The following is a 20,604-nucleotide window of genomic DNA, read 5'->3' as shown; positions in this document are numbered from 1 at the left end:
TTATGAGATCACACTATTGCTCTGACGTGAATGAAGCGATGATAGATACCCTGACTACGGTATGTGGTTGGGTACATAATCGTCGTGATCATGGCGGTGTTATTTTTCTTGATGTCCGTGATCGTTCAGGGCTGGTGCAGGTAGTTTATGAACCAGAAAAACCGGAAACGTTTGCGATTGCAGAAAAATTGCGACATGAATACGTTGTACGCATCACAGGAAAGGTACGCTTGCGGCCTAGTGGTATGGTGAATGAGAAGATGGCAACTGGACATATTGAAATTGTCGGTACGGAGCTGGATATTTTAAATCAGTCACAAACACCACCATTTTTGCCGGATGAGCATCAATTAGTCAGCGAAGACTTGCGCTACCGTTATCGTTATCTGGATTTACGTCGCGCTGACATGCAGCATAATCTGACCATGCGCCACAAGTTAGTACGCGTCATTCGTGAATATTTAAATGACAGGGACTTTATCGACATTGAAACACCAATGCTTACCAAGGCAACACCAGAAGGTGCTCGTGATTATCTGGTTCCTTCCCGTGTTCATCCAGGGCAATTTTATGCATTGCCGCAATCTCCGCAATTATTTAAACAATTATTAATGATGTCGGGATTTGATAAATATTATCAAATTGTTCGTTGTTTCCGTGATGAAGATTTGCGTGCCGATCGCCAGCCGGAATTTACCCAGCTTGATTTGGAAATGGCATTCATTGACGAAAAAAACATCATAGAACTCATTGAAGGGTTGTTGAAAACCGTGTTTTTTGAGCTGCTGCAGGTTGAGTTGCCAGAAACATTGCCAAGAATTACTTACGCTGAAGCCATGCGGCGTTACGGCAGTGATAAGCCAGATCTCCGCAATCCACTTGAGTTAGTGGATATTGCTGATTTGGTATTGGATTGTAATTTCAATGTCTTTTCTTCTGCAGCGAATGATCCGGAAGGAAGGGTAGTTGCTCTGAAATTGCCTCAAGGCTGTCAGTTAACCCGTAAAGAATTAGATAACTATGGCCAGTTTGTTGGTATTTATGGTGCTAAAGGACTGGCTTACATTAAAGTGAATGATCGCACACAAGGGATAGATGGCTTGCAGTCTCCTATCCTTAAATTCCTCTCTCAACAACACATCGACGCCATTCTTGACCGTGTCCATGCCCAAACCGGTGATGTTATCTTTTTTGGTGCGGATAAGGAAAAAATAGTTAATGAGTCCATGGGGGCTTTGCGCATTCGCTTAGGACAAGATTGCCATTTAATTGAACCAGGATGGAAACTCTTATGGGTTGTTGATTGGCCTATGTTTGAATTAGACGTCGATACGCATAAATTGCAAGCCATGCATCATCCGTTCACGTCGCCAAGAAACCTGTCTGCAGATTCTTTAAAAGCGAATCCCTTAGGTACTCTGGCCAAGGCCTATGATATTGTCATTAATGGATTTGAAATAGGGGGCGGTTCCATTCGTATTCATCAACCAGAGCTTCAGCAAACCGTATTTGAGTTGCTTGGTATTCAGGAAGAAGAAGCAAAAGACAAATTCGGCTTTTTACTGGATGCATTGCAATATGGGTGCCCCCCTCATGGGGGCATTGCCTTAGGCGTAGACCGATTGGCTATGCTGTTGACCGCCTCAAGTTCTATTCGTGACGTAATTGCTTTCCCTAAAACGCAGTCTGCGTCTTGTCTTTTAACCAGTGCTCCTTCAGCGACAGGGCACGCACAATTGAATGAATTGGGAATACGCCTTGCTCCAACTGTACAGACAAAATAGAAGAAATGATACCAACACGGCACTTAAGTGTCTGTGTTGGCTTCAGGTTGTATTTTTTATTATTGGCTGTTTTTTTATTTCCATTGTTAGCTTATCTGCAGCACATGCAAAATCCTACGAAAACAACAACCGTCTCATTGAATTTCTGGCTCAAGAAAAAATCAATTTAACCATTGCCAACAATGAGCTTAAACAATTTTCTCCTCCTTACGACTATGAGAATTATTTAAAGCGTAGACAACAAAATAACACTCTTTTGGCATTAACTCGTGGCAAAATAGCCAATCTTGAAATTTTTTTGGCTAATCAGCACAAGCAACAAGAACAATTGATTCATCGTTTAAAGAAATTGCAGCAATCGCCACCGGGCAAATTGGAAGAAATGGTTGTTCAGGAGCAAATTGGCAAATTAAATACTTTAAATGATGTCAATAAAAAACCATAGAGTTAATGAATGATAATCTGGAATTTGCTCAGCGTTATGAAACAGCCTTACGGGCGGAACGTCATCAATTGGATTTATGGAAGGCTGATTTTGACAAAAAACAGCAATTGAAATCATTGAATAAAAAAATAGCTGGTTTAAGAGAAGAGCTTGATGGTTTATATCAACACAGCATTGCGTTGCAGCAAGAAAAGAAAACCGACGCTAATTTTAATGTGATATTTAATTATGAAGCCAGGTTATTACTTAATAATCAGACAATTAGTCTGATTCAAAACGAGATTTCCTCGCTTGAACTCCGTAAAAAACTAATAAAAGCAGATAATTTATTTTTTAAAAATCAGGATATTAAATCTATACAATCGGCTATTGAAACTTATAAGCAAGCCATTGAACAATTAATGGCCACGGAGCTGTCTTTAAAAAAGATGGTGGATTTGCTTGAGAACGAACAATCTTTATTGGCTGATAATGCGTTGAAGCAACCTTATCTGCAATTGCAAAGAACCATTATGGATCATCTTCAGGAAACTTCCGAACAGCAAGCCATGCTGAAGGGCGTTTTAGAGAAGAAGCAACAGCAGTTAAAAAACGATTATCGACTCGCCAGAGTCTCGCAGAATATCATTTAGACGTTTGGCCTTCCATCTTAAAGCAATTGGTTCTCATTCCTGGTCAATTTTATGATTATTTGAAAATCCTGGTTATCAAAGTCAAAGAAAATTACATTTGGCAGGATGCATTGCCGGCTGGTTTATATTGGCTTTGTCTAATGTTTATTTTATTTGCAGCAGTTGGTTTAAATCGTTTATTAAAAACAATGATTCAGGATAAGGAGCGTTCCAGATTATCTGCTCATCTGTATGATGGGGTGCTCATTCTTTTGCAACGAAATATTCCGCATTTAATGCTGATGGCAATGGTAATCACCACGTTATCTCTGAATCATGTCCCGATGATTAATTACCGGTTATTGATTAATTTGTTTTTGGTGTGGTTGACTTATCGTAACTTGATTTTAATTGCACGTCGGATGCTTTTGGAGCGTATCAGCGATGCTTCGGGAAAAGACGTTCGCTTATATTATCGCTTGAAATGGTTATTGCTTGCCGGGGGCTGGTCAACGGCACTTATGGTATTTAGCCATCAACTGCCATTGTCTTCGTTGTTGCAAGATATTTTCAACCGGATTTTTATGTTGTTTTTACTTGCATTATCTATTGTGGTATGGAAAAGTAAAGATGTTATTCCTTACCTGCTTCGTCCTTTTTTAAAAACAAGAAAACGGTATATCCGAAATGCCATTTCTTTATTGGTGATTCTTATTCCTCTAACGTTGTTTACCACGGCATTCATTGGCATGGCAGGGTACATCAGCCTGGCCTGGACGATGAGTCAATATCAAGTATACCTTTTACTGGTTATTACTGGTTATGTTTTGGCACGCGGCTTGATTTTTGATGCCCTTGAACTTTTATCCGAATGGATGATTTCAGCATTACGTAATGGCTGGTTATGGATAGAGGTTTTATTAAAACCACTGGATAAAATTCTCAGGGCCTTGTTATTACTGGCAAGTACGGTTCTTTTATTTCAATTGTTTGGTTGGTATTCCGATTCCTGGGTGATGACGCACTTGAAGGAGTTTGCGAGTTATCCGCTGGTCAATATTTCGGGCATACATATTACTTTTCTCAGTACGGTGGAATTCTTTATTTTATTGTTTATTTTTATCTGGATGGCAAAATGGACACGAGAATTTTGTTACCGGTGGTTATATCGTCATGCCCGAGATGCTGGTATTCGTAACAGTCTTTCAGTATTTACTCAATATGCAGTTATCTTAATTGGTGGCTTGATTACGTTACGTGTCCTTGGACTTGATTTTAGTGGCATGTCGATGGTGTTAGGTGGTCTTGCTGTAGGAATGGGATTTGGCTTACGTGATTTTGCCAGTAATATTGTTGGAGGTATCATGTTGCTTATTGAGCGACCGGTGCGTGAAGGCGATTTGATTACCTTGGGAGAGTACGAAGGGCGGGTCGCTCATATTGGTATACGATCGATGCGGGTTTCCTCCTGGGATAATATGGAAGTACTTATTCCCAATGCGGAGACATTCAACAAGCCATTCACCAACTGGACTCATCAAGACAGTGTGGTAAGAACCGTTATCCCTATAAAAGTCAGCCGCAGTGACGATCCTGTCATGATCCAGCAATTAATTTTGGATGTTTTAGCCATTATTCCTGAAATTCTTGATGATCCGCCACCGCAAGTTTTTCTGAAGCAAATTGATGATGCATTGATTGAGTTTGAAGTGCGTTATTTTATTAATGTTCAATTACATACCCGTTTTGAAATACGTTCCAAGGTGTTATTTGCCATTACTGCGCAGTTTAAAGCGGCTGGGGTGAAGCCGCCAATACCGCCACTGAGCATAGAGCTCAAAGACAGAGAACGCGATCATGTTAATCAGAAGCCTGTTAAAGAACGAAGCTGATTTATTGGCACGCTGCCAGCAAATAGAGGGACTTACATTAGCCCAGCTGGCAGTGGCATTGCAGTCAAATATTCCGAATCATCCTTTGCAGCGCAAGGGATGGGCTGGTCAGGCGATTGAATTGGCTTTGGGAGCAACGGCGGGCTCGCATGCTCAACCTGATTTTTTCGATTTAGGCATTGAGCTTAAAACCTTGCCAGTCAATCATTTGGGAAAACCTGCCGAATCCACGTTTGTGACATCGATTTCCCTACTTACTATTCATCAGGAAACTTGGGAAACTTCTCAATGTTTTGCCAAACTTAAACGCGTCTTATGGTTACCGATTGAGGCAGATAAGCGCCTTGCCTTTCCTCATCGCCGTATAGGCCGTGCCATTCTCTGGTCGCCCAGTCAAGAGCAGGAAGCGATTTTGGCGGAAGATTGGTCGGAGCTTTCTTGGATGATTAGTTCAGGCAAGCTTGCCGAAATTGATGCACGCTTGGGACAATATTTGCAGGTTCGGCCAAAGGCGGCAAATGGCCAATCATTATGTTATGGCTATGATGAATCAGGAAACAAAATATTAACGTTGCCACGCGGATTTTATCTACGCAGCAGTTTTACCGCCACGATACTATCTTAACTTATACGCTAACGGTCTGGGGATGGTATAGCCTAGGGTTTCTCCTGTAGCGTTTATCTGTGATTAGTCTAGCGGGTGATGGGTGGCGATGCGCGATGTGAGAGCAGAAAAACAAGACTGCCGAGGGTAGCCGAGATCAGTGAGCCTGTGACCACTCCAATTTTAACCATATTCATAAGATTAGAGCCGTTTTGAAATGCTAAGGAGCCGATAAATAAACTCATGGTAAAACCAACACCGCAAATTAAAGCAATGCCATAGATTTGCGTCAGAGTAATTTGATAGCTTTTATAAGATTTTATGTAATGGTCCTGTTTTATAAAAAACCATAGGGGTAAAAAAATCCCAATTTGTTTACCAAAAAATAACCCAGCGGCAATTCCTAAAACAATGGTATTGGTCAGCATGCTGCTGTCAATGCCAATAAAGCTAACACCAGCGTTAGCAAAGGCAAAAAGAGGCAGGATGAGGAACACCACCCACGGATGAATGCCATTTTCCAATTGTGCCAAGAGCGAGTGGGATGATTTATCGGGAATGGTCATGGCGATGACGATGCCGGCCAGTGTGGCATGAACCCCGGATTTTAATACGGCGGCCCAAAGCAGCACCCCAATCACCAGATAAATTGAGAGTCGCTTACAATCGAAGTAATTCAGGGCAATTAGAGCGCTGGTGAAAAAACCGGCTAATGCCAATGAAAGCCATGATAATTTATGCGTAAAAAATATGGCAATAATGACAATGGCGCCAATGTCATCAAAAATGGCAATGGCGGTTAATAAAATTTTTAGTGAGAAAGGAACTTTGGTATTCAGTAAGGATAGTATTCCTAAGGTGAATGCAATGTCCGTTGCTGTGGGTATCGCCCATCCTCTTAAATAAAAAGAATTACCGGAGTTAATTAGAGAATAAATGATGGCTGGAACCAGTAGACCGCATAAGGCAGTGATTGCTGGAACGAGGATGCTGGTTTTACTACTTAAGATGCCTCGTTTGATTTCACGCTTGATTTCAAGCCCTACCAGCATAAAGTAAATGGCCATTAAGCCGTCATTAATCCAAATATGCAGCGGCTTTTTGATTTCAAAGTCACCGATGTTAAGGTTAATGGGTAAGTGAAATAATTTGTCGTAAGCTTCTCGCAGAGGCGTATTAGCAATGATGATTGCCAGTAAAGCAGCAGCAAACAGTAATAGTCCGCCGATGGTTTCTAAATTATAAAAAGACTTCGGTTTATTCATGTCATGTCAGTAAAGATAATTTTGTCTTGGATAAGGGTAGCCTGGATAGTGCGCAGCAATATCCGGGAGCACATCAACCCTGGTTATTGCTGCGCATAACCAGGCTACATGGCTAATCCTGGTGCAAGTCTTAGGTTCTCTAAGGCACTTAGCCTTCTTGCAATTTAACATCAATTAGTTAAAGCTTAAATAGGTATAAAATTATTTTTACAAGGGAGTTAAAGATGAACAGAAGAATAATAATGGGTGGGGCTTGCTTATTGATGTTATCCAGTCTTAGTAATGCCTATGCGGATGATAATACCACCAAGCAAATTCAATTATTAAATAGTCAGATTCAGGCGCAATTGCAAAAGATTCAAGCGGATCAACAAAATCAAATCAAACAGCTTAATACTCAGATTCAGACGCAGCTAAAGCAATTACAACAACAATTGCAAGACCAAATACAGCAGGTAAATACGGATACGCAAAAGCAGATTCAGACATTGCAAACGACCTTGCAGAATCAAATTAAACAAGTACAGCAACAAGCAACACAAGCCGCGAAACAATAATCTCTTAATTCAATTTTGAAACGATGATGCATTTCCTTCTCCTTGACTTGAAAGGAGGAGGAAAATTCTTGTACTATTATTTCTGGTATGTTAATTGTCATGACGTACCTGTTTTAACGCATAGCAAGCATTTCAGTAGTCGCAATATTTGAAAAATCCCAACCTTCATCTGTCTTCTTACCATTTACATATAGGCAGGCTTGAATTTCAAGATAAGGAATATCATGTTTAAAAAGTGCCACATTGTCACCTTACTTTTAATGTTTCCCTGGGTGGAGGCTGTGTATGCAGCTAACCATGCTACTAAAGAATACGTAGACGCTCAAGTAAATAGGTTGCAGTCGCAAATTGCTGCCATTCCGGCTGGCCCTCAGGGCTCTCAAGGCCCTCAGGGACCCCAAGGTGCGCAGGGTCCTCAGGGGCCCCAAGGTGAGCAAGGCCCTCAGGGTGAACAAGGTGAGCAGGGTCCTCAGGGGCCCCAAGGTGAGCAAGGCCCTCAGGGCGAACAAGGTGAACAAGGCCCTCAAGGAGTACAAGGCGACCCAGGGCCTGGCGTTGCGGCTGGTGGGACTACCGGTCAGGTGCTCGCTAAAGCCAGCAATGCGGATTACGATACTGAATGGGTTGATCAAGGGGGAACCGTATATGCAGTTGGTGATTCATACCCTGCTGGAGGACCTCAAGAAGGAGTTGTATTTTGGATTGACGCCACCGGCCAGCATGGCTTGATTGCACAAACCGCAGATACTGGAGGACCTCTTGCCTGGGATAGTACAGTTCCCGTTCCTGTGCCTCCGATCTTTATAGGTGCGCAGGCAGATGGTGTAGGCGTAGGATTAGCCAATACAACTGCTATTCAGGCTGTACTTGGTGCGAACGGCCAAGCGGCAGCGGCGTGTATTGGTATTGGCGACGGCTGGTATTTGCCAAGCAAAACGGAGCTTAGCCTTTTATATCAACAAAGAAATTTGCAAGGCTTGGGTGGGTTTCAGCCAGCTCCTTACTGGAGTTCTACGGAAAGCAACAATGCTGGTAACACTGCATGGGATCAAAATTTTGTCAATAATGTGGGAGGAAATCAAATAGAGATTGCTAAAAATAATCCACTCTTTGTTCGCTGCATTAAAGCTTTTTAATTGCCTTCCTTTTGGCACAGCATTCGGCAAATCAAGGACTTTAAACCTGGTTACCGCTTGTGCGTTAACCAGGCTACCATAAACGTAGCCTGGATAGCGCGCAGCGATATCCGGGAAATCAAGAATCTTAAACCTGATTATCGCTGAGCATTCATTAGATTGCCAAAGAAATCTTAGCCTGAAAATAAACTCATTATTAATATGGCTTAATTTAATTCTTTTATACTATGCATAAAAAAATTACTCCAAGTTATGATTATGTTTGATGCGGAAATTTTCCAGCAAACGGTGACTCTTCTATCCAGTTATTGCGGTGTAAAAAAAGTCGATCCAGCTTTTGGTCAATATCAACAAGGTATCGAACGTGCTTTAAACGAGTTTATTGCAAATAGCATGGAGCAGCCGCTTGCTGAGCAACTTACGTACATCGAGCGGGAATTGAAGAAAAGAGACGGTATTCCTGCAGCACTGGAAGAAGCGAGTGATGGCAAATGTAGCTGAACATGGATTTTTGCGCTGGTTGCTGTTGCGGTTGAGCGAAAGAATGCTTTACCAGAAGATGGCCGAGAAAGAGAGGCTGTTGATGAACTCTTATCTCGGTTAAGCAATGCCTGGATAAACAACTTTGGTTCTTTGAGACTTACTGGCATTCGGCTTAATAAGAAGTGAGAAACTTAGCTGGAGAAGAGGTATCTATTGATAAGCCTGAAGACTTTAAGGGGCCTCTCCAACGAATGCAGGAGAGGCCAGGACATTCTATTTCGCTTATAGAAGCGATAGAAAAGTAACTAGAAGCGTTGGCTGATTTACAAAAAATGGATGTTGCATCATTGATCGAACAATGGGAAACACTTATCTCTAAATCTAGAGCTAAGAAACAAGATGTAGATGAAATTTACATGACTTATCGGCAAGTGCTTGTGGATATTGATAAAGCAAAAAATATTTTATTAATAAGTGATGAAGAGCGTTTTGAATCCATAACTCGTATATTCGGCTTATCGGAAGAGCCTCAAAGCCCAATACCTGTAGTCAGGCAATTTAAACTATTAAGAACGACGATTGAAACAGCTGTGCAAGCCAAAGCGATTGTTGTTGAAGATGGGGTATCAGTTATTTCTGCGAGGGCTGGTTAATAAAGCTCTGAATTATGCGAAGCAGGATTTGGGAAACCAATCTTGATCAGATTTTTTCTTTGCGTGACTTGCAAGCCACAAAGTATATTGCATTAATTTAATGAGAAGCCTGCTACAATATACTCTTTAACTCACAATCAGTTCCGTTATGTTCAAGCCATTGGCATTATATGTAGGATTGCGCTACACGCGCGCTAAAAAGAAAAATCATTTTGTATCGTTTATCTCATTGAGTTCAATGTTGGGAATTGGGCTGGGCGTCATGGTGCTTATTACCGTTCTGTCTGTGATGAATGGTTTTGATGAAGAAATACATAAACGATTTTTTGGCATGGCTCCTGAAATCACCGTGACTGGCCAGGAGGGTAAAATTAACAACTGGAAGGCATTGGCTAGCCAATTGGAAAAAGAGCCGGGTATTGTCGCCATCGCTCCTTACGTTGGCGGCCAGGGATTGTTGACGCATGAGGGGCAAGTATTACCCATTGTTTTAACAGGTATTGCGCCTGATTATGAACAGCGTGTCAATCATTTACAGGATAAGCTGCTCATCGGGGATATGAAGGAATTACAACATTTCGGCATTATCTTAGGTCGTGGTTTGGCAGATAGCTTAGGCGTCATGGTTGGTGATAAAGTGACGATCATGATTCCTCAGGCAACGGTGACTCCGGCAGGCATGATTCCCCGTTTTAAGCGATTTACGGTTAAAGGAGTATTTTCTGCCGGTTCTGGATTTAATTTTGATACAAAATTGGCGTTTATTAATTTGGAAGATGCGCAAAAGCTACTGCAGCTTGGTACGGCGGTGAGTGGTATCAAAATGAAAATTGCCAATATATATCAAGCGCCCCAACTGTCTGAACAACTGGCCGCAAAATTAGGACCAGATTATGAAGTGGGCAACTGGACTCAACAATTCGGCGCTTTTTTTCAGGCGGTAAAGATGGAAAAAACCATGATGTTTCTGATTTTACTGTTGATCATTGCCGTTGCTGCCTTTAACCTCGTGTCGTCATTAGTCATGGTGGTGAATGACAAACAAGCAGAAATCGCTATTTTACGAACGATTGGGGCAACGCCATCTTTGATCTTATGGATTTTTATTGTGCAAGGAATGATGGTGGGGTTTGTAGGAACGTTGTTGGGATTGATTGGCGGATTATTATTAGCCAGTAACGCAACCGACATCGTCAACTTTTTGCAATCTTTATTTGGTGTACAGTTGTTATCGTCCAACATTTATTTTGTCGATTATCTGCCTTCAAAAATTTTATTCCGCGATCTATGGCAAATCTGTGCTGCAGCGCTCTTGATGAGTTTTGCAGCAACCATTTATCCTTCCTGGCGCGCGTCAAAAACAGTTATTGCGGAGGCATTGCATTATGAGTAAGAACATTGTAAGTTGCCGCGCACTGAGTAAGTCCTACCATGATGGCAATACTTCGATTGAGGTATTAAAAGCGTTGGATTTTACTGTCAATGAAGGCGACAGGATTGCAATCGTTGGTCCTTCAGGCTCGGGTAAAAGTACCTTGCTGCATTTACTGGGAGGGTTAGACAAACCCAGTGACGGGCAAGTATTCATGCAGGATATTAATTGGCAAACTCTAACTGAAAAGCAACGTTGCCAGGTACGAAATAAATATTTAGGTTTCATTTATCAGTTTCATCATCTGTTGCCTGAGTTTAGTGCACTTGAAAACATCGCTTTGCCTTTGTTATTAGCCGGGCAATCCATTGAGGCAGCTGCGGCCGCGGCACGGCATATTCTAGAACAAGTAGGTTTAAGCGCACGGGAGGAGCATAAGCCGGCCCAGTTGTCTGGCGGAGAAAGGCAAAGAGTGGCTATCGCACGGGCACTGGTTCATCAACCGCAATGTGTGTTTGCTGATGAACCAACGGGGAACTTGGATCATGCAACGGCCGTGCGGATTTTTGAATTGATGCTGCATTTAAATAGCCAGAGGAATACAGCGTTGGTGATTGTGACCCATGACATGGAATTGGCCAAGAGAATGGATAGAATTATGAGCTTGCAGAACGGGTGTTTAATAGAGAGTTTGTAATTTGTGCTTTAGAAAAATACTTTAAAAGAGAAGAAAATTTAAACGGTTAAAACGTGTAAGTCCCCTCTTTTTTAAAAGAGGGGAAGAGGTTTTTTAATAGTCTGCATGACCAGGCGTGCGTGGGAAAGGAATGACGTCGCGGACGTTACTGACGCCAGTAACATAACTCACCAGACGCTCAAGACCTAACCCAAACCCTGCATGAGGAACGGTTCCATAGCGGCGTAAATCCCGATACCAACTGTATGTTCCTTTGTCTAAATGGCATTCATCCATGCGTTGGTCTAGTACATCAAGGCGCTCTTCCCGTTGGCTGCCACCAATAATTTCACCAATTCCGGGTGCGAGAACATCCATCGCAGCAACGGTGCGGCCATCTTCATTTAGCCGCATATAAAAGCCTTTGATGTCTTTGGGGTAGTTTGTGATGATGACTGGTTTCTTGCATAATTCTTCTGCAAGATAGCGCTCATGTTCAGATTGCAGATCCAATCCCCAATGAACCGGGAATTCAAATTTGATGGTAGCCTTTTGCAGCGCGTTAATTGCATCAGTATAAGTCATGATTTCAAAATCGGAGCGGACAAGATGCTCAAGTCGATCAATGCAAGCTTGGTCTACAAATTGATTAAAGAAACTCATGTCATCGCTGCGTTCATCGAGAACACTTTTACATAGGTAATGTAATAAATCCTGGCTGAGGGCGCAAATGTCTTTAAGAGAGGCAAACGCTAATTCAGGTTCAACCATCCAAAATTCAGCCAGATGCCGACTGGTGTTGGAGTTTTCAGCGCGAAAAGTAGGACCGAAGGTGTACACTTTAGACATTGCCAAACAGTAGGCTTCTACGTTTAATTGTCCGGATACAGTCAAGAATGTTTCTTTCCCGAAAAAATCGCTGGAAAAATCAATTTGACCTTGTTCGTTTTTGCGCAAGTTTTGTAAATCCAGGGTGCTAACTCGAAATAGTTCGCCGGCTCCTTCACAGTCGCTAGCCGTGATGATGGGAGTATGAATCCAAAAATAACCGCGCTCATGAAAAAATCGATGAATCGCTTGCGATAGACAATGCCTGATACGAGTTACGGCGCTGATGGTGTTTGTACGAGGACGTAAATGAGCTACTTCTCTTAAAAATTCAAGCGTATGGCGTTTAGCTTGAATTGGGTAAGTGTCTGGATTTTCTATCCAGCCAACCACTTCAATCCGTTCGGCTTGAATTTCAAACGTCTGTCCTTTGCCTTGTGAAGCCACTAATTTTCCAGACACAATGAGCGAACAGCCAGTTGTTAATTTAAGAATGTCTTGCTGATAATTTGGCAATTCAGTAGGGGCTACGATCTGAATGGGTGCAAAGCATGAACCATCATGCAGGCTGATAAAAGATAGACCGGCTTTTGAATCGCGCCTGGTTTTTACCCAACCTTGCACCGTCACGGTTTCATCAACACGGATATCACCGTCCAAACATTGTTTTATTGTGTAAACGTCAGTCATAATATACTCCAAATGATACTGTACTGGCCAACTTCTAGAGGCTTGTCGATACCTCTTTCTTGATATGTGCAGGAGAAGTGTTTGACAGAGGCACGATTGTCTTGCTGATGACAATAAAGGGAGAATAATACATCAGGCGTATTCAAAAACTCAATGAACGTTTAAGTATAAAATAGCATGAAATAAGGACAGGAATAAAAATATCATGAGGCAGAAGTTTTTCAAAAATGATTCTACACGTTGGATTCGCAGATTATTGGTATTAACAATGTGGCCAGCCGCTTTATTGGCTGAAGATACCGAATTATTGTTTTATCGACCGTTTGCTGAGACAACACATCATCCTTCTTTGATCATTGGCAGGAATGTAAAAGGTCACTGTCGTCAGCAATCGCAACTCATTGTTCGTGAAGACGCTTGGCAATGTATGGCGGAAGGTAAAATGTACGATCCCTGTTTTGTGAAACGTTTTGGTCCTAATAATGAAGCCGTGTGTACGGAATCTCCCTGGGCTGGGCAGGGAATAAAAATCACGGTGGACATGCCTTTGGATGACCGCATGCACAAGAGCCTGGATATTTCAAAGGCATATCCGTGGGCTATTGAATTGAGTCACGGCGAGCATTGTTTGGCCGTGGTTCCTACTGAAGTGTATGATGGCTTGGATGTACACTATCATTGCAACAATGAGGCGACGCTATTTGGTCGCATTCAGCGGTGTGCAACGACATGGACGGTGTTGCAGCGAACTTCTCAAGGTACTTCCACGGTAGAAATTACCAAAGCGTGGTTTTAGGAGTGTCTGGCTATAACAGACATTAAACCTAAAATAACATGCTGATGGTATGGTAGACAGTGCGCCCCGTAAAGTTTGTTGTTTTCATCGTCAAATAGTTGCAAAATAAGGGAATTCAGTCTATTAATTATAATAGAACAGTCAGCAGGGAGCGAGCTATGTTTGGTGCACTTTTTCATTCTTATTTGTTTGCCCAGATTTTCGGGCTATATATGGTTATAACCGCCATCGTCTTATTAAGTAAAGTTCAGTATTACCGTGACATCATTTCTAATCTGCAAGCGAATAATGTTTCTATTGTTTGCAGTGCATCATTTGGTTTAATGCTAGGGTTATTTCTTGTTCTCGTGCATAACATATGGGTATGGGAACCGCGGGTGGTTGTTACTATTGTTTCCTGGTTTATTCTCATTAAGTCCGTATTATGGTTGGCCATGCCGGAATCATTGCTTGCATGGAGTAAAAAGGCATATGCAGGCTCTGGGTATTATATTGCCGCAGTCATTCTGTTTGTAGTAGGGTTTTTTCTAATGACTCACGGATTTTATTTCTATATCCCGGACAGTCATGTACCATTTGATTAATGAGAAATCAATAAATCTGGAATAACCCGGAGGCTAGGCCTCCGGAGCTGCATCAATAAATGCTGGTAATTCGCGGCAATAATCATTAATTTCATTGATGAGTGGATAATCATTCATCGGGAAATTAAATCGTTTGGCGTTGTACACTTGGGGAATTAAGCATAGATCGGCAAGGGATACGTCATTGCCGTAGCAAACATGATTTTTTCGGGGTAAGTCTTTTAGCCGTTTTTCCAAAGCATCAAATCCCTTTTTTAACCAGAGATGATACCATTCGTTGACTTGCTCCTCGGTCGCTTGAAATTGTTGACGTAATTGCTGCAAAACCCTGAGATTATTAATGGGATGTATATCGCAGGCAATAATTAAACTAAGGCTTCTCACCAGAGCCCGCCCTAAGGGATGTTGTGGCAGTAAAGCCGGTTCTGGATTAATTTCGTCTAAGTATTCGATGATAGCCAACGATTGGCTTAGAATGTGACCGTTTTCATCCAGAGTAGGAACCAGCCCCTGTGGATTGATTTTAAGATAGTCCAAATGATGTTGTTCTCCCCCATGATTAATTAAATGCACAGGGATGGTTTCATAATTAATATTTTTTAAATTCAGAGCAATGCGTACTCGATAGCTCGCTGTGGAGCGATAATAATCATATAATTTCACGGTGGTCCTTGACTTTGTGGTGAGCGGTATGGTTATTGACAGAGCAAACCTGTTGTTCTATGGCACCAAAAATGCTTTGTCCTTGTTCATCGTGCATTTCAATGCGAATGGTGTCACCGAAATGCATAAAAGGTGTATTTGGTTTTCCTGTAGCAAGGATTTCCAGCATCCGTTTCTCAGCAATGCAGGAGGAACCTTTGCTGCGATCAAGATTTGACACGGTTCCAGAACCGATAATGGTTCCAGCACTCAGTGTTCTGGTTTTAGCAGCATGGGCAATAAGTTCTGGAAAAGAGAAGGTCATATCAATTCCAGCATTGGGTTGGCCGAATAATTTGCCATTTAAATAACTGTACAATGGTAAATGGAGGCGTTTTCCATCCCAATAGGAACCCAACTCCTCTGGAGTCACGGCAACGGGTGAAAAACTACTTGCCGGTTTTGATTGGAAAAATCCAAATCCTTTTGCTATTTCATTGGGGATGAGGTTACGTAAAGAAACATCGTTCACTAACATCAGCAAACAGATGTGTTGTTCTGCCGAGGTGGCATCAATGCCCATTTTTACATCCTCTGTGATGATGGCAACCTCAGCTTCAAAATCAACCCCATAAGCTTCATCGGTAACCACGATGGGATCGTTAGGAGCAAGAAAGCCATCTGATCCTCCTTGATACATTAATGGATCCGTCCAGAAATTGGCAGGCATTTCTGCGCCACGAGCTTTTCTTACTAATTCCACATGATTGACATAAGCGCTACCATCAGCCCATTGATAAGCTCGTGGTAAGGGAGAGGCCAGTGCGTGCGAATCAAAAGCAAATGTTTCTTTAAGGGAATCTTCATTTAATTGCTGATAAATTTCTTCAAGCTTCTTTTTAGTATGCGTCCAGTTTTCAATGGCTGCTTGCAGCGTTGGGACAATATGTGACACACAAATTGCTTTGGTCAGAGATTTATTAACGACGCATAATTCGCCATCGCGAGATTTTCCTGATTTAAGAGTTGCTAATTTCATCCTTATTCCTCTTGTAAAACAAATTCTAAAACGACCTAATGGGTTGTTTTAAGTGTCTTTTTTATAATGAAAAGCAAAATTTAAGGAGCGCTCCCTTAACTTGTTTCTTTTAAGGTGCCGCGCTTGATTTGATCACGCTCAATGGCTTCAAACAGTGCCTGGAAATTTCCTTCACCAAATCCTTGATTGCCTCGACGTTGAATAATCTCAAAAAAAACAGGGCCAAAAATATTTTCAGTAAAAATCTGCAATAATAAGCCGGATTCAGGAGTTTTTTCACCATCAATTAAGATTTTTTCTGCTTGGAGTTGGTTGAGAGGTTCTTGGTGCCAAGGAATGCGTTCAGCAATCATCTCATAATAAGTATCAGGAACGTCAAGAAAAGAAACGCCGTTTTTCCTTAAGGCATGAACTGTGTGATAGATATTTTCTGTACTGAGCGCCACATGCTGAATTCCTTCTCCATGATAGTCATGCAAGAATTCCTCAATTTGAGAATGATCATCTTTGGATTCATTTAAAGGAATTTTAATTTTCCGCAGGGACTTGCCAAAGCACGACTAACCAAACCAGTCATTTTTCCAGTAATGTTAAAGAAACGGATTTCACTAAAATTAAAAATGGATTCATAAAAGTGCGCCCATTTATCCATGTTGCCGCGATAAACGTTATGGGTTAAATGATCGATATGGGTCAGACCTGTGTTTACCCTTGTATTATCTTGTAAGGGCGTCCATTGTCCAGCAAAAGGTGTATGCTTATGATCAACAAAATAAATCACACTGCCGCCGATGGCTTCAATGGCAGGTAATTGGTGATCGGCATGCTTGCTGTCCCGAAAAGCTGTCGCGCCATGTTTGATGGCATGAGCAAAAGCAAACTCGGCATCTTCTACTAAAAATCCCATAGCACAAGCTCCTGCCCCATGGACGTTAGCGTGTTGCTCGGCTTGGCAGTTTTTGGCGGCATTCAGGATAAATTGGATATGGCCTTGTTCATATAAAGTAATGTTTTCTTTGATGTGAGTTTTGATTGGATAAAAACCCAGCTCAGAAAACTGGCGCTGCACAAAAGTTGCATCAGGGCCTGAAAACTCAAGAAAGGCAAAACCATTAAGGCCGCATGGATTTTCTTTCGAAGAATGACTCATTGCACGGACTCCTTGTAATCATTAACGCTGCACATTATCGGATTTAAGTTGTACTAAAAATATACCATCCCTCACTGGCAATAAGCTTGTGTATACGCGGTCATCTTGTTTAAGCAATGCATTTAACCTGCGGATTTCTCTGGTTTGGCCACCGGTTTCTTGCTCATCTATCACTTTGCCTCCCCAAAGAACATTATCGATGATAATGAGGCCTCGCGGGCGAATAAGCTGTAATCCCAACTCATAATAGTTGACGTAATTGGTTTTATCGGCATCAATAAAGATAAGATCAAATGAATGTGAAAATCCTTCTTCTAATAGTTGCTGCAGCGTATTAAGAGCAGGTGCCAGTCGTAATTCAATCTTATTGGCTTGTTTTGCCTGTTCCCAGTAAACAGGCGCCTTGCTGGTCCATTCTGCATTAATGTCGCAGGTGATTAAATGGCCATCTTCTGGCAAGGCCAGCGCGAGTGTCAGAGCACTGTACCCTGTAAAAGTGCCAATTTCCAATATTTTTTTCGCATCAATAAGACGAACGAGCAGTTGCATAAATTGCCCCAATTCCGGTGATATTTGCATAACTCCAAGGGGCATTTTAGCTGTTTCTTCCCGCAAAGTTCGCAGTACCGGATGCTCGTTGACGGAGACATCCAGTATGTATTCATATAAAGCGGGGGTTAAATTTAAATGACTCATCCATTCCTCTTAAGCCAGCTTTTCTTGTGCAAGGGCGTCTGCAATTTCGCTGACAGGGCGATTTTCATTCTGTGAGCGAGTAAATATCTGCAACAAGGTTGTACCAATTCCATTAATTTGTTCATTTACAAGATCTTCATGCGTATGTAAATATTTGCTGGCAGCAAAAATAAGCCCGCCGGCATTAATGACATAATCGGTAGCATATAATATGCCCTTATCATGCAGTTTCTGTCCATGATATGTATGAGCAAGCTGATTGTTTGCCGCACCAGCAATGATGGTGGTTTGCAACTGGTTAATAGAAATATCATTGATGATGGCTCCCAGAGCGCATGGGGCAAATACGTCACATGGGACTTTATGAATGTTTTCACTGGCAATTGCCGTAGCTCCAAATTCTTTTACAGCATGTTGCACTCGCTGTGGATCAATGTCAGCCACCGTAAGTTTTACACCCAATTCATGAAGATGGCGGGCCAATAAATAACCTACGTGTCCTAATCCCTGAATGGCAACATGCAAACCGTCTAAATTTTCTTTTCCTAATTTGAACAATACGGCAGCTTGTATTCCCCGTAATACGCCTTTGGCAGTATAGGGAGAAGGGTCACCATTATGGCTGGACAGACTGGCAACGTAGGAAGTTTGTGTGGCAATGATATCCATATCACGTAATTCAGTGCCGCTGTCCAAAGCGGTGATGTAACGGCCGCCCAGCTCATTGATAAATTGGCCAAAACGGGTTAGATACGCATGGCGGTCATAGGTTTGCGAGGGCTGAATAATGACGGCTTTTCCTCCACCCAAAGGCAAATTAACTAATGCTGCTTTATAACTCATTCCGCGAGCAAGGCGCATGGCGTCGTATAAAGCGGACTTAGTATCGGGATAAGGAATGAAACGACAGCCACCTAACGCCGGACCAAGTTTGGTGCTGTGAATGGCAACAATGGCTTTCATCCCTGTGTCAGGGTCAACTTTAAAGTGTAAATCACCAAATCCTCGCGTTAATGCGTAGTCAAGAAAATCATCATCATGATTCTTGGAGGTGTTATTTGCAAAGGTATCAATAGACATCATTGGGTAAGGCTCCCTAGGTAAATATTGTGTAATGTTATAGACGTATTTTGTTACTAAATCAATTTAAAATGTCAGTGTATAAGGATGAATAAAAGTAAAACATAGCGTACACTAGATTTTTTATCATTTTGGAGAAAAAAATGAAGAAAATAGCCGGACTACTTGGCTTGGTTTTGTTTAGTACGCAAGGATATACGTGTGATACGCCTGAGCCCGCACTTGATAAAATAGCCTTCCAAGTTTCGGCAAAACAATGGGTCAGTACAAAAACGGCCTTACTCACCGTAAACATCAACGCCACACTTAATAACGCTGAATTGATTAAAGCGCGCGCAGATATCATGATGCAGCTGGGAAAAATAGCAAAGGGAGAATGGCATTTGACTCAATTTGATCGTTCACAAGACAGTTCGGGACTGGAAAAATTGACTGTACAAGCCCAAGCTCGCGTGGATCAGTCCAGTTTGACTGACGTGTATAAAAATGCAAAAGCGGTTAGCAGACCTGGGACCAATTATGAAATTGGTTCCATTGAATTTAAGCCGAGTCTTGAAGAGGTTCAGGAAGTAAAAAACGCGTTGCGTGAGCAATTATATAATCAAGTACAAAACGAATTGACCAGGATAAATAAAGTATACACTGGTCAGGTGTACAGTGTGTATGATCTGGTATTTATTGATGGCGATTCGCTGCCGATGCCGCAACCTAAAGCATATCAAGCACGAGAGATGATTAACACCATGGCTATCGCTGCTCCAGCGCCTGCTTTAACCGTCAGTAATGAATTGGTTATGACAGCCATCGTGCAAGTGGCTTCCAGCCGTCAAGCGGAGAATTAAATTGTTACAGATGGAGCGGATTATAGGTCATCGCGGTGCTGCTGCTTATGCACCTGAAAATACGTTAGTTGCTTTTGATAAGGCATTAGCGATGGGATGTCGGTTTATTGAATTTGATGTGATGTTAAGTGCTGACCATGAGGCCTTTATATTTCATGATGAAACCTTGCAGAGAACAACCAACGGACGTGGTGCATTTGGACTAACCTCATCAGCCGTATTGAAAACCTTGGATGCCGGCGGTTGGTTTTCCAAACAATTTCGCGGTATACATATTCCTACGTTACAGGAAGCAATGGATTGGCTGATTACTGCAAATGTTCAAGCTAATATTGAAATAAAACCTTATCCTGGGCAAACGGAGGCCACCACTGTAGCGGTTTTAAGCCATTTAAATCGGTATTGGCCTCAGGATAAGGCTTGGCCCTTATTATCCAGTTTTGAATTGGAAGCGTTGCAACTGTGTCATAGCATTGCGCCGGAAATTCCCCTGGGCTTATTGTTGGATGAGTGGCAAGAAAACTGGTTACATACGGCACAGCAATTAAATTGTTATTCTGTGCATTTAAATAAACGGGCATTAACAAAGTCACGTGTGGAGGAAATCAGACAGCATCATTATAAAGTATGCGCTTATACGGTGAATCGAAGGCGCCAGGCCAAAAAGTTATTTAGCTGGGGAGTGGATGCTGTCTTCAGTGATTATCCGGATTTATTGTCCTGATTGGTTAAATGTAAATGATTTCTTGTTTTAAGATAAAATGGGCTGTGATGTTGGC

Annotated in this window: 19 protein-coding genes and 2 pseudogenes; 13 read left to right on the top strand and 8 right to left on the bottom strand. The window is 42.0% G+C overall.

Features of this window, described 5'->3' with window-relative positions:
• Positions 1-2: 2 nt before the first annotated feature.
• The 3 genes and pseudogenes from aspS (at position 3) to mutH (ending at position 5,357) form a co-directional block, all read left to right on the top strand.
• Positions 3-1,784 (top strand): aspartate--tRNA ligase, encoded by a 1,782-nt coding sequence (gene aspS / locus LOA_RS08265; protein ID WP_025385923.1) that lies wholly within the window; start codon positions 3-5, stop codon positions 1,782-1,784.
• Positions 1,741-4,732: pseudogene (locus LOA_RS16235) on the top strand (mechanosensitive ion channel family protein). The gene aspS and the pseudogene LOA_RS16235 overlap by 44 nt, the downstream one beginning before the upstream one ends.
• Positions 4,698-5,357: a DNA mismatch repair endonuclease MutH gene (mutH, locus tag LOA_RS08255; RefSeq protein ID WP_035894659.1), complete on the top strand. Its 660-nt coding sequence runs from the start codon at positions 4,698-4,700 to the stop codon at positions 5,355-5,357. The pseudogene LOA_RS16235 and the gene mutH overlap by 35 nt, the downstream one beginning before the upstream one ends.
• Before the next feature lie 68 nt (positions 5,358-5,425).
• Here mutH and nhaA read toward each other — a convergent pair whose 3' ends face one another.
• Positions 5,426-6,601 (bottom strand): Na+/H+ antiporter NhaA, encoded by a 1,176-nt coding sequence (gene nhaA, locus LOA_RS08250; RefSeq protein ID WP_025385921.1) that lies wholly within the window; start codon positions 6,599-6,601, stop codon positions 5,426-5,428.
• 224 nt (positions 6,602-6,825) lie between these two features.
• Here nhaA and LOA_RS08245 point away from each other — a divergent pair, with 224 nt between their 5' ends.
• The gene (locus LOA_RS08245; RefSeq protein WP_035894652.1) at positions 6,826-7,158 is read left to right on the top strand and encodes a hypothetical protein; all 333 of its coding nucleotides are present in this window, start codon (positions 6,826-6,828) and stop codon (positions 7,156-7,158) included.
• Between the two features lie 113 nt (positions 7,159-7,271).
• On the opposite strand, the gene LOA_RS15845 is transcribed toward LOA_RS08245, so the two are convergent.
• A complete protein-coding gene (locus tag LOA_RS15845; RefSeq protein ID WP_272946918.1) occupies positions 7,272-7,400 on the bottom strand; it encodes a hypothetical protein in 129 nt (42 codons plus the stop codon).
• Between LOA_RS15845 and LOA_RS14850 the strand changes: the two genes are divergently transcribed.
• From LOA_RS14850 to lolD, 5 genes are all read left to right on the top strand, one after another.
• Positions 7,383-8,294, top strand: a complete 912-nt coding sequence (locus LOA_RS14850) for a DUF1566 domain-containing protein (protein WP_025385919.1) — start codon at positions 7,383-7,385, stop codon at positions 8,292-8,294. The genes LOA_RS15845 and LOA_RS14850 overlap by 18 nt on opposite strands.
• A 258-nt stretch (positions 8,295-8,552) precedes the next feature.
• Positions 8,553-8,795: a hypothetical protein gene (locus tag LOA_RS08235; RefSeq protein WP_035894599.1), complete on the top strand. Its 243-nt coding sequence runs from the start codon at positions 8,553-8,555 to the stop codon at positions 8,793-8,795.
• Positions 8,796-9,091: 296 nt separating this feature from the next.
• On the top strand, positions 9,092-9,430 hold the full coding sequence (locus LOA_RS08230) for a hypothetical protein (protein WP_025385917.1): 339 nt from the start codon (positions 9,092-9,094) through the stop codon (positions 9,428-9,430).
• Between the two features lie 148 nt (positions 9,431-9,578).
• Complete coding sequence (locus LOA_RS08225; RefSeq protein ID WP_025385916.1) at positions 9,579-10,823, top strand: lipoprotein-releasing ABC transporter permease subunit; 1,245 nt, start codon at positions 9,579-9,581, stop codon at positions 10,821-10,823.
• A complete protein-coding gene (gene lolD / locus LOA_RS08220; RefSeq protein ID WP_025385915.1) occupies positions 10,816-11,499 on the top strand; it encodes a lipoprotein-releasing ABC transporter ATP-binding protein LolD in 684 nt (227 codons plus the stop codon). The genes LOA_RS08225 and lolD overlap by 8 nt, the downstream gene beginning before the upstream one ends.
• Positions 11,500-11,592: 93 nt before the next feature.
• Here the strand turns inward: lolD and asnS are convergent, their stop codons facing one another.
• Positions 11,593-12,996 (bottom strand): asparagine--tRNA ligase, encoded by a 1,404-nt coding sequence (gene asnS, locus LOA_RS08215; RefSeq protein ID WP_025385914.1) that lies wholly within the window; start codon positions 12,994-12,996, stop codon positions 11,593-11,595.
• 205 nt (positions 12,997-13,201) lie between these two features.
• Here asnS and LOA_RS15340 point away from each other — a divergent pair, with 205 nt between their 5' ends.
• Positions 13,202-13,792 carry a hypothetical protein gene (locus LOA_RS15340; RefSeq protein WP_042238866.1) on the top strand — a complete coding sequence of 197 codons (591 nt, stop codon included), beginning with the start codon at positions 13,202-13,204 and terminating at the stop codon, positions 13,790-13,792.
• Positions 13,793-13,950: 158 nt separating this feature from the next.
• Positions 13,951-14,376 (top strand): hypothetical protein, encoded by a 426-nt coding sequence (locus LOA_RS08205; protein WP_025385912.1) that lies wholly within the window; start codon positions 13,951-13,953, stop codon positions 14,374-14,376.
• Positions 14,377-14,409: 33 nt separating this feature from the next.
• Here LOA_RS08205 and maiA read toward each other — a convergent pair whose 3' ends face one another.
• From maiA to LOA_RS08180, 5 genes and pseudogenes are all read right to left on the bottom strand, one after another.
• Positions 14,410-15,039: a maleylacetoacetate isomerase gene (gene maiA, locus LOA_RS08200; RefSeq protein WP_025385911.1), complete on the bottom strand. Its 630-nt coding sequence runs from the start codon at positions 15,037-15,039 to the stop codon at positions 14,410-14,412.
• On the bottom strand, positions 15,026-16,057 hold the full coding sequence (locus tag LOA_RS08195; RefSeq protein ID WP_025385910.1) for a fumarylacetoacetate hydrolase family protein: 1,032 nt from the start codon (positions 16,055-16,057) through the stop codon (positions 15,026-15,028). The genes maiA and LOA_RS08195 overlap by 14 nt, the downstream gene beginning before the upstream one ends.
• A 95-nt stretch (positions 16,058-16,152) precedes the next feature.
• Positions 16,153-17,242: pseudogene (hppD, locus tag LOA_RS08190) on the bottom strand (4-hydroxyphenylpyruvate dioxygenase).
• Complete coding sequence (locus tag LOA_RS08185) at positions 17,229-17,903, bottom strand: class I SAM-dependent methyltransferase (protein ID WP_025385909.1); 675 nt, start codon at positions 17,901-17,903, stop codon at positions 17,229-17,231. The pseudogene hppD and the gene LOA_RS08185 overlap by 14 nt, the downstream one beginning before the upstream one ends.
• Positions 17,904-17,912: 9 nt before the next feature.
• On the bottom strand, positions 17,913-18,986 hold the full coding sequence (locus tag LOA_RS08180) for a Leu/Phe/Val dehydrogenase (RefSeq protein ID WP_025385908.1): 1,074 nt from the start codon (positions 18,984-18,986) through the stop codon (positions 17,913-17,915).
• Between the two features lie 140 nt (positions 18,987-19,126).
• Between LOA_RS08180 and LOA_RS08175 the strand changes: the two genes are divergently transcribed.
• Positions 19,127-19,825, top strand: a complete 699-nt coding sequence (locus tag LOA_RS08175) for a hypothetical protein (protein WP_025385907.1) — start codon at positions 19,127-19,129, stop codon at positions 19,823-19,825.
• A 10-nt stretch (positions 19,826-19,835) separates the two neighbouring features.
• Positions 19,836-20,549, top strand: a complete 714-nt coding sequence (gene ugpQ, locus LOA_RS08170) for a glycerophosphodiester phosphodiesterase (protein WP_118996654.1) — start codon at positions 19,836-19,838, stop codon at positions 20,547-20,549.
• Positions 20,550-20,604 lie beyond the last annotated feature (55 nt).

Origin of the sequence: Legionella oakridgensis ATCC 33761 = DSM 21215, from assembly GCF_000512355.1 — a bacterium.
GTDB classification, from domain to species: Bacteria; Pseudomonadota; Gammaproteobacteria; order Legionellales; family Legionellaceae; genus Legionella_A; species Legionella_A oakridgensis.
Note: the sequence above shows the minus strand (reverse complement) of the source record. Positions and strands in the feature narration are given on the sequence as shown.